At 41.7% G+C, this 12,321-nt stretch carries 12 protein-coding genes; 3 read left to right on the forward strand and 9 right to left on the reverse strand.

The genetic code is table 11. The features are described 5' to 3' along the window. Positions 1-55: 55 nt before the first annotated feature. A complete protein-coding gene (locus tag NKF87_RS14265) occupies positions 56-181 on the reverse strand; it encodes a hypothetical protein (RefSeq protein WP_262568865.1) in 126 nt (41 codons plus the stop codon). 108 nt (positions 182-289) lie between these two features. Further along, on the reverse strand, positions 290-1,147 hold the full coding sequence (locus NKF87_RS12265; protein WP_117598171.1) for a DMT family transporter: 858 nt from the start codon (positions 1,145-1,147) through the stop codon (positions 290-292). Between the two features lie 228 nt (positions 1,148-1,375). On the opposite strand from NKF87_RS12265, the gene NKF87_RS12270 reads away from it, so the two are divergent. Beyond that, entirely contained in the window at positions 1,376-2,116 is a 741-nt protein-coding gene (locus tag NKF87_RS12270) for a GTP pyrophosphokinase (RefSeq protein ID WP_117598170.1), read from the forward strand. A 68-nt stretch (positions 2,117-2,184) separates the two neighbouring features. Here the strand turns inward: NKF87_RS12270 and NKF87_RS12275 are convergent, their stop codons facing one another. Then, positions 2,185-3,054, reverse strand: a complete 870-nt coding sequence (locus NKF87_RS12275) for a DUF1287 domain-containing protein (protein ID WP_117598169.1) — start codon at positions 3,052-3,054, stop codon at positions 2,185-2,187. Positions 3,055-3,174: 120 nt separating this feature from the next. Continuing rightward, the gene (locus NKF87_RS12285) at positions 3,175-4,107 is read right to left on the reverse strand and encodes an AEC family transporter (protein ID WP_117598168.1); all 933 of its coding nucleotides are present in this window, start codon (positions 4,105-4,107) and stop codon (positions 3,175-3,177) included. A 213-nt stretch (positions 4,108-4,320) separates the two neighbouring features. Here NKF87_RS12285 and NKF87_RS12290 point away from each other — a divergent pair, with 213 nt between their 5' ends. Together NKF87_RS12290 and NKF87_RS12295 are read left to right on the forward strand one after the other, a co-directional pair. After that, positions 4,321-4,914, forward strand: a complete 594-nt coding sequence (locus NKF87_RS12290) for an HAD family hydrolase (RefSeq protein WP_117598167.1) — start codon at positions 4,321-4,323, stop codon at positions 4,912-4,914. A 322-nt stretch (positions 4,915-5,236) separates the two neighbouring features. Further along, complete coding sequence (locus NKF87_RS12295; RefSeq protein WP_055214292.1) at positions 5,237-5,725, forward strand: DUF2798 domain-containing protein; 489 nt, start codon at positions 5,237-5,239, stop codon at positions 5,723-5,725. Positions 5,726-5,797: 72 nt separating this feature from the next. Here NKF87_RS12295 and NKF87_RS12300 read toward each other — a convergent pair whose 3' ends face one another. The 5 genes from NKF87_RS12300 to NKF87_RS12320 form a co-directional block, all read right to left on the reverse strand. Beyond that, positions 5,798-7,039, reverse strand: coding sequence for an Nramp family divalent metal transporter (locus NKF87_RS12300; RefSeq protein ID WP_117598165.1), 1,242 nt, complete (start codon positions 7,037-7,039; stop codon positions 5,798-5,800). A 144-nt stretch (positions 7,040-7,183) separates the two neighbouring features. Beyond that, complete coding sequence (locus NKF87_RS12305; protein ID WP_117598164.1) at positions 7,184-8,971, reverse strand: aminopeptidase P family N-terminal domain-containing protein; 1,788 nt, start codon at positions 8,969-8,971, stop codon at positions 7,184-7,186. Between the two features lie 199 nt (positions 8,972-9,170). Beyond that, a complete protein-coding gene (locus NKF87_RS12310) occupies positions 9,171-9,641 on the reverse strand; it encodes a hypothetical protein (RefSeq protein ID WP_117598163.1) in 471 nt (156 codons plus the stop codon). Between the two features lie 3 nt (positions 9,642-9,644). After that, positions 9,645-10,958 (reverse strand): Na+/H+ antiporter NhaC family protein, encoded by a 1,314-nt coding sequence (locus tag NKF87_RS12315; protein ID WP_117598162.1) that lies wholly within the window; start codon positions 10,956-10,958, stop codon positions 9,645-9,647. Positions 10,959-10,988: 30 nt separating this feature from the next. Then, positions 10,989-12,311, reverse strand: a complete 1,323-nt coding sequence (locus NKF87_RS12320) for a sodium-dependent transporter (RefSeq protein ID WP_181978371.1) — start codon at positions 12,309-12,311, stop codon at positions 10,989-10,991. Positions 12,312-12,321: the final 10 nt, after the last annotated feature.

The raw sequence follows: 12,321 nt of genomic DNA on the forward strand, positions 1-12,321 counted from the left end.
ATTTCCTAAATCTAACATTTGAATCATATCATGGATTTTCTATAAGTCAACATAATTATTGTAAAATGTAATAACAGTTTGTAATACCAGTCTTAGAAGCTCTTATATTTGCAGCTTTTAATATTTCCTTTGAAATGCGAATCCCCTGACTATTCCCCCACGTTTTTACTTGTGCCTGCATAAAGTAACCTCCTTCGTTTTTTCTAGAGTATCCACCGGTAAAAACCAACGAACAGATTCGGAAAACTTTTGATTCCAGAAAAGCTGAATTATTAAATCGATTTTGTGTTTAATCCCGGTTCTTATTATACACAAACATCCAAAGCGCCATCGCACATATGATCACATACCCCAGCACGCTATACCTATCCGGTACCTGTCCGAACAGAAAGAAGCCCAGAATCGTCGAAAAGATGATCTGCGAATAATCATAAATGGATATCTCTTTCGCCGGTGCATGATAATAAGCCGCCGTGATTCCGAACTGGCCGCCTGCAGCCGCAAGTCCCGCACCCAGAAGCGTTAAGATCTGCAGGCCGCTCATCGGATGAAAATCCAGAAGCAGATATGGCAGTGTAACCACACACGAGAATCCTGAGAAGAAGATTACAACCGAAGAACCTTTCTGTCCTCTCTGCCCCAGGATACGCACCATCGCATAAGCAATACCTGCGCAGATTCCACCGCACAGTCCGATCAGTGACGGTACCAGTGCCATATTCGTAAATGTCGGTTTGATTACAAATAAGCTTCCGATGAATGCACCCGCAACCGCCAGTGCCTGTGCCAGACTCATCTTTTCTTTCAGCAATAAAAATGAAAAGATAATTACAAAAAACGGCGACATCTTATTCAGCATCGATGCATCCGACAGTACCAGATGATCCACTGCATAGAAATTACACAAGATTCCCACCGTACCGAATGTCGCACGCAGAATCATATATTTCAGATTTCCCTTTTCGATTTTGAATCCATCCTTACTTCTTATGATCATGATCAGCGCAATAAAAAAAGCTACCAGATTTCTGAAAAAGCTCTTCTGTACCGAAGGCAGATCACCGGATAACCTTACGAAAGCATTCATGAATGCAAATGATAACGCCGATAATGTAATGAAAAATATTCCTTTGTATCTGGAATTCATAAACTTACACTTCCTTATGATTTATTTCTTTATATCTTACGTTATGTCATTTATCTTACCACGAAAAATTTTAACTGTGAATATATCCGACAATTGGACTTGATTTTGTACAACTTGCTACAATTCTTTTACATTGTCGCATTCTCCCATAAACACACCTATCTGTTGATAGAATTTCAACTACAGATATGCTAAAATATTTTTGGATAATGAAAGGAGAAATGCAACATGAGACCTCTTGAGACATTTATCGAACAACGCAAAGAACGCTTCGTCAGAAACAGTCTGATGTCTGACGAATTTCTGGATTTTGTTAATAAAAATATGAAACCAATAGAAAAACAGATGTCCTATTATCAATGTGCCATCATGGAAGTAGAGACGAAATTCAAAGTATTAAACGAACAGTATTCCCTGGAATATGACCGCAATCCGATCGAGGATATCAAGTCCCGCGTCAAATCCATGGAAAGCCTGATTAAAAAGATCCGTAAAAAAGACATACCTCTCACCCTTTCTTCTATTGAAGAAAATATCCATGATATTGCCGGCGTCCGTGTCATCTGCTCTTTTCCGGATGATATCTACATGCTTGCGGACTGTTTGCTTTCTCAGGATGACATCACACTTCTTGAGAAGAAAGACTATATCAAAAATCCAAAACCGGGCGGATACCGCAGCCTTCATCTGATTGTCAGTGTACCAATCTTTTTACAGGACGGAAAACGTAACATGACTGTAGAAGTACAGCTTCGTACGATCGCTATGGATTTTTGGGCAAGCCTAGAACATAAGCTGCGTTACAAGAAAGATATCCCGGCTGACAAAGCAAAATATCTGGAGGATGAGATGCTTGCCTGTGCACAGATCAGTGCCGACCTGGATATGCGTATGCAGAACGTCCGTGATGTAATTGCTGAGAATGCTAAACCAGACGAACAGTCTTTATTATTAAAGGATTTGTCATAAAAAGACATATTGAAAAATGCGCCAAAAAAGCACTGCGAAATTTGGTAATATTTCACAGTGCTTTGCCATTACGATATTCTGAAATGACCGACAATATCGGTTCTCTCCTGTAGGATATCTTCTTCATAATTCTTCTGATACGGATCATTATGATGAATCACATATGGTACACCTTCCACATTCCGTCTGTCAGAAATTACCCCGATATGATTCTTGAACACTACAATGTCGCCGCCCTGCCATTGTTCAATGTCATTTACATCCGTGGTTAGACTGGTCGCTGTATGTTCAAAATATATTCTCAGGTTCTTTACTCTTCGGAAATCAATATTTTTATCCGGCTCATCGATATCATAATCCTTCGGATTCGTTCTGATATCTTCGTCTACCAGTTCCCGCAGATCATATCCGCTTTTCTTAAGCGCATATCCGACAACATCTGTACAGACACCATATCTGTCATCCGGATAACCGGTCTGATAATATCTGCTCTTGTAAACCGGCCGCTTCTTCACATAAACCAATGCATTCTTCAAAATATCGGTCTGATCATCCGTACCGTCACCATCTTTATCCACACTGCTATGATACGGTGTGATCTCTGTGCCGTTGTATTCATTCTTTGGCCGGTCTGTCTTCGTCAGTCCTACCACATCACGTTCTGCCAAAAATCCACCAAGGGTCAGCCAGATGATAATAGCGATTGGAACTAAGATTCGGAATTTCATCTTTCTTGTCTTATGATGAAATACAATCATTCCTGCAAACGCACCAAATGCACCGCCGACAAACGCAATCCCTATCAGCACTGCCTCTTTGATCCTCCACTGATGATGCATTGCTTTCGCTTTATCCGTTCCATATAAAATAAATGCAATAATATTTACTGCAACGAGATAATAGGATATCGGTGTCGCCGCTGTAAGTAATTCTGCCATCTTCTGCTCCCCTCCTTCATATCTCCATTGTATCTTACCTTTGGTTCGCTTTCAATCAGAAAACAGATAATTTTCTTCATCAACTATATACAAATACACGCCTTTCATCTATACTCTCTTCTACATCACAGTCTGATACAAGAGCACCATGAGTGGCATTGTCACAATGGATAATAATGTCGTCATAACATTGATCGCACTGGCATATTTCGAATCATTTCCATACACCTGACACATCTGTGTGATCGTTGAAGCAGACGGTGTGATCACCGCAAGAAATACGATAAGCAGTAATTTCTTTCCATCCGAATGTATGTTCACAAGCCCGCTTATCTTTAAAATCATCAATGATATCACAGGTATCACGACCAGTCTCAGAAATGAAATAAAATACACTTTCACATTTTCAAATATACTCTTCAGATTCATCTCTGCGATCAGCATCCCCGTTACGATCATACTTGCCGGACCGATCATACTGCCCACAGAACTTAAGGTCTGATTTACAATTTCCGGAAGCCTGATCCTGGTAAAAAACAGCACAACTCCGGCAAATACCGAGATCATATTGATATTGAATACAATCTTTTTCCAGTCCCACTTTCCTTCCCGGCTGATCGTATTCTTGCCATGCGTCCACAGAAATACTAATTGGACACTCATAAACACACAACCGTATAATACCCATTCTTTTCCCAGAATAAAAGTCACCAGCGGTACGATCAAATTGCCCGAATTCGAATAATAGATGGATGTCATCTCTACTTCATTTAGTTTCAATACCTTTCCAACACCCCACACTGCTGCCAGCAATATAACCTGTAATAATACCGACGCTGCAAATACCAGCAAAAGTTCCTTCGCCTTTTCACTCGTATAATCCACCTGAAATGCATTGATGATCACACACGGGATAACAAGATATAATACAATTTTAGAAATAACTTTGCTGTCATCTCCCTTTAACAATCCTGTCTTTACAATAATATATCCCATCAGTATCATAAGAAATAGTTCTGTGATCTGTTCCATTAAAAGTATACTGATTTCCATAATAATCTCTCTTTCCTTTTACAGTTCTATCGAAAATCATATACACTTTCCCGATAATTGTCAATCTCACAAAATCCTGACATTCTTTTATTAATCATACTTATATTGACATGTTATTTATCCTATATATATTGATTCCTTCTATCCATAAAGCTATAATAGTGTTTATAAAAATATAAAACAGGCAGTATAAAATACAGGGAGGAACTTGAGATGAAATACAAGAATATTATTTTTGACTTTGGAAATGTAATCGGAAAATTTAAAGGAGACTATATCCTGGGGAAATTTGCTTCTACACCGGAAGATTATAATATTCTTGCTGATGCCATTTTTAAAAACTGGGTAGCTTTAGATGCCGGAACTATCGACTATGACCAGAATGCCGAAGATACGATTGCAGAACTTCCGGACCGTCTGAAAGATACTGCCCGCGATTTTTTCGAGAACTGGTTCCAGTATGTCGATCCGCTTCCTGAAACATGGAAATTCATCAAAGAGTTAAAAGCCCGGGGAGTTCCGATCTATCTGCTTTCCAACGCTTCTACCAGGTTTGCAGAACGTGCACCGAAAGATTATCCGATCCTGAAAGAATTCGATGGCATCGTCTTCTCTGCACCTCTAAAGATGGCAAAGCCGGGACACGATATTTATTACCATCTGTTCAATAAATATGACCTTCTACCAAGTGAATGCTTCTTCATCGATGATACGGTGGAAAATGTCATTGCAAGTAAAGAACTTGGAATGGAGAGCATCTTGTTTACGGGAGATATTGAAGCCGTTAAAAGGGCAATTGAGTTTTAATCAATTGCCCTTTTTTAATAAACGCTTCTCAATCCCGTTACAGATACGCTTTACCATTGCAGCAACCATATTGACGGCTGTCGACACCGCACCTAGAATGATTAGAACTGAAATGAGAGGTGTCATAAATCCACTTCCGGATGTTATGTAAAAAAATACTTGATTTTTAGCTTTTCGTTCGGTATAATTCATATTCGGACAAAAAAATAAGATAATTTTGGTTTAATTGGAAACGACACAAGTGTATGCTTGATTAACGAACAACACAAGTGTCTTTTTTGTACCCATTTTTAAACATTTCATAAAAAGGAGAACAAAAATTATGCCAAAAACTTTATTTCAAAATGTTATTTTTACACTGATGATGTCTTTTCTGATGGTTTACGTCATGATCTGCTACAATATTTGCCTGAATGTGGGAGGAATGAGCAACGAAGTATTCCTGATGGCTTTCGGCGAACTGAAAATCATGTGGCCGGTTGCCTTCGTTCTGGAATTTGCTTTCGTTGACAAACTTGCACATATGCTTGCCTTCCGTATCGTTACACCACAGGACAGACCAATCTTCATCACTCTTGCAATCTCTTCCATGATCGTATGCATCATGTGTCCTTGCATGAGTCTTGTTGCAACGATTCTGTTCAAGAACGCAGGAAGTAATGTGATTGCTACCTGGTGTCAGACAACATTCATGAACTTCCCGGTTGCTTTCTTCTGGCAGATCTTCTACTGCGGACCATTCATCCGTCTGATCTTCAGAAAGATGTTTCCTGAGAAAGAAAACGTTGCCGCTTCCGCTGTAACCGAATAATTGATACAAAAAAACCGAGCCTGTTTCTATACAGTGCCCGGTTTTTCTTTCTTCTTATTCTGTTCTTCCTGTCTATACAAAAAGCAATGCTATATTCAGCCCTGTTACAATCACAGCAATCACCAGAAGCAAAAAATTCAAACGTCTGCTGTTCACATATTTTCCCATTACCTTTTTCGAAGCCGTCAGATATATCTGTGTAAATATTGTAACTGGAAGCTGGACGGCAAGCAGCATCTGGGAATATACCAGACCTTCGAATGGCTGTCTGATAAACAGGATGATCACCGCCGCCGGAATCATCGTCAGCAGTACTCCTCTTTTTGTTTCCTTTGTCTTAATATCATATGGCTGGTTAAAGATTCCGGAAAATATCGTTCCACCGGCCATTCCTGCAGTGATACTGGATGAGATACCCGCCAGCAAAAGTGCCAATGCGAAGACCACCGTTGCCGCATTCCCCAACAAAGGCGACAGCATCTTTCCCGCAACAGTCAGATCATCCACCTGTTTTCCACTTCCGTTCTGATAAAGCGTCGCTGCCGCCATCATGATCATCGCACTGTTAATTGCCCATCCAATGATCATGGAAAATAATGTATCTTTAAATTCATACTTCAACTGCTGCTCGATTACCGAACTGTCTTCTAGATTCCACTGTCTGCTCTGAATAATCTCCGAATGCAGAAACAGATTATGCGGCATCACCACCGCCCCTAATACGCTTAAGATCACCGGCATACTTCCCGACGGGAATGACGGTTTCACCCATCCGACCACAGCTGCTCCCCAGTTGATCTTCGCAATTCCAACTTCGAATAAAAAAGAAAATCCAATCAGCGACACGAATAATATGATCAGTTTTTCTATTCTCTTATATGCATTCGTAAATGCACAGAATAATACCAGAACCAGGATCAGGATACTCCCCAGTCTGATTGGTATATGGAACAACATCTGCAGCGCAATCGCTCCTCCGAGTATCTCTGCCATCGCCGTTGCTACCGCCGCAAGCATTGCAGTCAGAAGTATCAGGTCTTTTAACAGCCTTGGCATATATCTGCTCGCCGCTTCCGACAGACACAGTCCGGTTGCAATTCCCAGATGTGCCGCGTTATGCTGCAGTACGATCAGCATAACTGTAGATAATGTCACCATCCATAATAACTCATATCCGAAACCTGATCCCGCCGCAATATTCGAAGCCCAGTTTCCCGGATCTATGAATCCTACTGTAACCAGAAGCCCCGGCCCCAGATAACGCAGGAAATTAAGTGTCTTATTCTTGGATTGATTCTTGGATTTCCGCTTCATATATAATGAACTCCTTTACTTAGTAGAATCTAAGTTAGTTGTAACTAACTTAGATTCTACTAAGCATTTTCATCTTTGTCAATTCATTATATGAATATCATTTCTCATTTAGAAGCAAACCGCTGAAAAATCCGTCCTCACAGGTTAAATAGCTCTTGTGTATTTCTTCAGCCACTCCTGCTCTTCCTCGTTCAGGTAAGGAGCAATCACTTCGTATACTTTTGCATGATAATCATTCAACAGTTTCTTGTCTTCCTGTGTCATAATATCCGGATTGATCGCATCCAGATCCATTGGAATCAGGGTGATTGCTTCGAAGTACATGAACTGACCATATTCATTCAATGTTCCTTTGCAGGTCAACAGTTCGTTCTCCAGACGGATTCCGTGAGATCCTTCAATATAGATTCCAGGCTCATCTGTGATGACCATGCCTTCCTGTAATACTTCTGTCTCACCCTTACGATATTTCCAACGGAAACCTGCAGGTCCTTCGTGGATGTTCAGAAGGTATCCGACTCCGTGTCCTGTACCATGGTTGAAGTTTAAGTCTCTGTCCCAGAATGGTTTTCTTGCAAGGATGTCAAGAATCATACCGGTAGAACCTTCCAGGAATTTTGCACTGCCAAGCTGTAAGTTACTGATCGCAACCAATGTGAAGTGATCTTTCATAATCTGCGGAACTTCGCCGAGTGCGTAAGTTCTGGTTACATCTGTGGAACCTTCATAGAATCCAGCTCCTGTATCCGTTAAGAATAACTGTCCTTCTTTTAACTCTACATCTGTCTCCGGTGAAGATGTGTAGTGTACGATCGCACCATGCTCTCCAAATGAAGAGATTGGTTCAAAGCTTGGACGGATAAATTTGCCCATCTCAGCACGGAATTCATCCAATTTATCAGATGCGCTCATCTCTGTGATCCTCATCTTGCCAACATTTTCTTTCAGCCATTTCATGAATCTTACATGCGCAACACTGTCTTTGATCTGTGCCTTGCGGATGTTCTCGATCTCAACCGGGTTCTTGATCGCTTTCATGAGAATTGCCGGATTTCTCTTTTTTACTGTCTTAACATTTTCAGGAATATTGTTGAACAATGCATAATTCAGTTTTCCAGGATCGATCATTGCAACCACATCACTGTCAAATTTCTTCACGTCTTCGTAAATGTCGTTGTATGGGTGTAAGTTTACGCCATCTTTTGCAAGTTTGGCTTTTAACTTGTCATCTAATTTTCTCTCATCGATATACAGCTCGAAACTGTCCATTGTGATGATTCCGTAAGATAATACCAGTGGGAAGAAGTCTATATCATTTCCACGGATATTTAACGTCCAGCAGATGTCGTCGAGCGTAGATACAACGTGCACATTGGTTCCTGCTTCTTTCATCTCTTCACGGATTCTTGCAAGTTTGCTTGCAACAGTTTCTCCGGCATATTTTACATCCAGATTAAATGCAGGCTCTTCGGATAAAACCGGGCGGTCTTCCCAGATCTCATCGATTAAGTCTACCTGATAATTTACTTTTGCATTCTTCTTCCCAGCGATGGCTGCATAACCTTCTCCTTCACCGACAGATACGACTCTTCCGTCGAATCCAAGTGTCTCGCCTTCCTTTAATACCTCTTCAATATATGCATTCATCTCTGGCACACCAGGCTCACCCATTTTCATAAGTTCTACAGTTGTCCCCTCCAACTGTGCTGTTGCCTGGATGAAGTAACGTCCGTCTGTCCAGAGTCTTGCTTCTGTCTTTGTGATCACAGCTGTTCCTGCTGATCCTGAGAACCCTGTAATGAACTTTCTCGCTTTGAAATGTTCCCCAACATATTCACTCTGATGAAAGTCGGCAGTCGGTACTACATACACATCAATGTTCTTTTCTTCCATACACTTACGAAGTGCGGAAAGTCTTTCTGGTACTGTCATGTTTTTGTTCCTCCTTGATATATACAGTGTATTGTTATTATAACGCATTTCTTATCATTAATCTTCTATTAAATCAGATAATTTTTCTTATCTTTCATAAGTAATACTTCTTTTGAATGGATGACAAAAAAAAGACTTTAGAATAGATTTTTCCGAATCCCTTTTAAAGTCTTTTTTGCTAATATTATTCTATTTATTTTTATATCCGTCCGGCTTTTCCAAGCTCCAGCATCACCGGTATAAGCCCTGCAACATCCCAGCCCTCAAAACTGATCATACGTAACGCACGGAATAATAACTTCACCGTCTCAGATTCTTCTGTCTGATCTGCATGATATAATTTTGCTGCGGTCTGACAGATCACCATCAGGATTGTATTCTTGAAAGCTCCGATTTCTTCGGATTCTTTCCACAGATTCTCCATATCATAATCATCTGTATTCCCGCATGGCGCGGCGCAGGTCACACATCCCGGTGAGACTGTGTACTTTTCATTTCTGACTTTTTCTAACATCTCACTCATGTCAAAGATACTTGCCGACCAGTCTCCGGCCATTGTCAGTGCTTCTAAGAATACCCGGTCGGTGCTCTCTGTCTTTTCGTTATTTTCACAGGTTCTTGCAAGCCCGATGACTGCACCTGTCAGTTTCTGCCTGATCTCTTCTGTCATGATTTAGCTCTCCTTCTTAGACGGTATCAAAAATATAAATATCATAGAACTCACAAACAGCAAAAATGGATAAAAGAGCTTCGGCATAATCTGAAATGCCGACACACGATATCCCAGTTCACTTGCCGCAGAGATTGCTACCAGCATCTGTGCTCCGTAAGGAATAATCCCCTGAAAAACACAGGAAAATGTATCCAGTATCGAAGCTGCCTTTCGCGGTGTGATCCCATATTCTTTTGCCATATCCTTCGCGATCGGATTCGCCATGACAATTGCCACCGTATTATTCGCCGTTGCAATATCCATCGTTCCGACCAGAAGTCCCATACCAAACTGACCGCCTTTGCGGCCTTTGAATACTTTGTGGATTCCTGCCAGCAATGCATCAAAACCACCATATTCACGGATCAGTGCACACATCGCTGCTACCAGGATTGCCACCATACTCGTCTCGAACATTCCGGAAGCCCCAGAACCCATATTAGCAAGCAGATCTGTCGCCGCAACATGTCCGCCGGCCAGCATGATAACCGAACCTGACAGAATTCCGATCAGAAGCACCACAAACACATTGACTCCGGCAATTCCTCCTATGAGAACCAGCACATACGGGATAATCTGCACCAGATTATAAGACTTACTTACCTGTCCGGCAATGTCTGTCTGAAATGAAAAAACTAAAATCAATACCAGCGTTGCAATAGCTGCCGGAAGTGCAATTCCAAAGTTCTCCCGGAATTTATCCTTCATCTGACATCCCTGTCCGTTACATGCTGCGATCGTTGTATCTGAAATAAAAGAAAGGTTATCTCCGAACATTGATCCTCCCATAACCGAACCGATGCAAAGTGCCATGTCAAATCCCGAAGCCTTGGATACGGACACTGCGATCGGCGTGATCAATGTAATTGTCCCAACCGACGTTCCCATGGCAACCGACACAAAACAGGCTACCACAAATAATACCGCAACTGAAAATCTTGCCGGAATCAGTGACAACATGAAATATGCCACACTTTCCGCACTGCTTCTTCCTACCACTCCGACAAACGCCCCAGCCGTCAAGAAGATCAGAAGCATTGTAATAATATTCTTATCAGCAAGCCCCTGCGCCATGATTTCCAGCTTCTCGTCAAAACTTATCTTGCGGTTCTGCAGGCATGCCACCAGAATCGCTGCAAGAAATGCGATTATGATCGGAACATTATAGAATCCCATCGGAATCTTCATTACATATTCAAATGCGATTCCAAGCCCCAGATAGATACACAAAAATACGCCTATCGGCAGTAATGCTGTCACATTTCCTTTTTTCATTCTTCTTTATCCTCTCATTCCTTTTTTCTTCTAACCGATTCCTCCGAGAACAATTCCAAGGATCAGCACAATAAAACATACCGGTACATAAAAATATTTACATATTGTATAATACTGTTTCGTAAATGGTGTCTCTCTTCCTGTATTAACCTGTTTTTCCACGAATGCCTTACCGCATACCCAGAAGAACATGATTCCTGCAAGCCCGGCTCCAAGCGGACAGATATAGATAGACAGCACATCCATCCAGTCTGACACGATGCCCTGGATCAGCAAGGAGACGATCACTCCCACAATTCCTGTAAATGCACATGCCGGCACTCTTCCAAGCTTGAATTTTTCCTGCACCGTAGCGATCGGAGCCTCATACAAGTTGATCAACGATGTCATACCCGCAAGTAATACCGCAACAAAGAAGATGATTGCGATCAGCCATCCTCCCGGCATTCCTTTGATCAGATTCGGGAGAAAGATGAACAATAGTCCGGGACCTCCCTGATCCAACTGCGCTCCCGTTGTTGCCATCGCCGGAATGATAACGAGTGCGGCAAGAATTGCTGCAATCGTATCAAATAATGCAACTCTTCCTGCAGAAGCCGGAATGTCCTCTTCATCCGAAAGATAAGATCCATAGATCAATGTTCCATTTCCTGCTACCGACAGGGAAAAGAATGCCTGACCAAGTGCAAAGATCCACGTTGCCGGATCTCTGAATGCCTTCGGATCTACTCTGAAAATATAACGGTATCCTTCACTTGCTCCCGGCTGGAATCCGACATAAATTCCCAGAATCACGAACAATGCGAAGAATATCGGCATCATGATCTTATTTGCTTTTTCAATGCCGCTTCCGACACCTAACATCAGAATCAGCATACAGGCCACAAGCGCAAGTATCTGCCATATATTATTACCAAATGCTGACGCCATCTTACCAAATGCCGCCCCGAATTCATCCACATTTTCAGGCGAAAGTGTTGCTCCTGTAAATGTTCCAACGGCATATCTTAGGATCCACCCCATTACAACCGTATATCCGATCGCCATGGCAAGTGATCCGAATACAGGGATCATCCCCAGTGCTTCTCCGACTTTTCTCTTTCCTTTTTTCTCACAGGCAATTCCAAATGCATCGATTGGACCGGCCTTTGCCGCACGCCCAAAACTCATCTCCCCGATCACTCCCGTCGAACCGATCAGTATTACAAATATAAAATATGGTATCAGAAATGAACCGCCTCCATACAATGATACTCTTGTTGGGAACATCCAGATATTTCCCATACCGACCGCTGAACCGATACAGGCACAGATAAATCCCCATCTGCTGCTAAATGATTCTCTTTTATTCATAATTTTCCCT

Source organism: Dorea longicatena (assembly GCF_024168045.1).
Taxonomy (GTDB): domain Bacteria; phylum Bacillota; class Clostridia; order Lachnospirales; family Lachnospiraceae; genus Dorea_A.

What these genes read in the sequence shown, in the direction of transcription:
- NKF87_RS12270 (WP_117598170.1), top strand. Translation starts at nt 1,376, where the DNA reads ATGAGACCTCTTGAGACATTTATCGAACAACGCAAAGAACGCTTCGTC.
- NKF87_RS12275 (WP_117598169.1), bottom strand. Translation starts at nt 3,054, where the DNA reads ATGGCAGAATTACTTACAGCGGCGACACCGATATCCTATTATCTCGTT.
- NKF87_RS12295 (WP_055214292.1), top strand. Translation starts at nt 5,237, where the DNA reads ATGCCAAAAACTTTATTTCAAAATGTTATTTTTACACTGATGATGTCT.
- NKF87_RS14265 (WP_262568865.1), bottom strand. Translation starts at nt 181, where the DNA reads ATGCAGGCACAAGTAAAAACGTGGGGGAATAGTCAGGGGATTCGCATT.
- NKF87_RS12315 (WP_117598162.1), bottom strand. Translation starts at nt 10,958, where the DNA reads ATGAAAAAAGGAAATGTGACAGCATTACTGCCGATAGGCGTATTTTTG.
- NKF87_RS12320 (WP_181978371.1), bottom strand. Translation starts at nt 12,311, where the DNA reads ATGAATAAAAGAGAATCATTTAGCAGCAGATGGGGATTTATCTGTGCC.
- NKF87_RS12305 (WP_117598164.1), bottom strand. Translation starts at nt 8,971, where the DNA reads ATGACAGTACCAGAAAGACTTTCCGCACTTCGTAAGTGTATGGAAGAA.
- NKF87_RS12285 (WP_117598168.1), bottom strand. Translation starts at nt 4,107, where the DNA reads ATGGAAATCAGTATACTTTTAATGGAACAGATCACAGAACTATTTCTT.
- NKF87_RS12290 (WP_117598167.1), top strand. Translation starts at nt 4,321, where the DNA reads ATGAAATACAAGAATATTATTTTTGACTTTGGAAATGTAATCGGAAAA.
- NKF87_RS12265 (WP_117598171.1), bottom strand. Translation starts at nt 1,147, where the DNA reads ATGAATTCCAGATACAAAGGAATATTTTTCATTACATTATCGGCGTTA.
- NKF87_RS12310 (WP_117598163.1), bottom strand. Translation starts at nt 9,641, where the DNA reads ATGACAGAAGAGATCAGGCAGAAACTGACAGGTGCAGTCATCGGGCTT.
- NKF87_RS12300 (WP_117598165.1), bottom strand. Translation starts at nt 7,039, where the DNA reads ATGAAGCGGAAATCCAAGAATCAATCCAAGAATAAGACACTTAATTTC.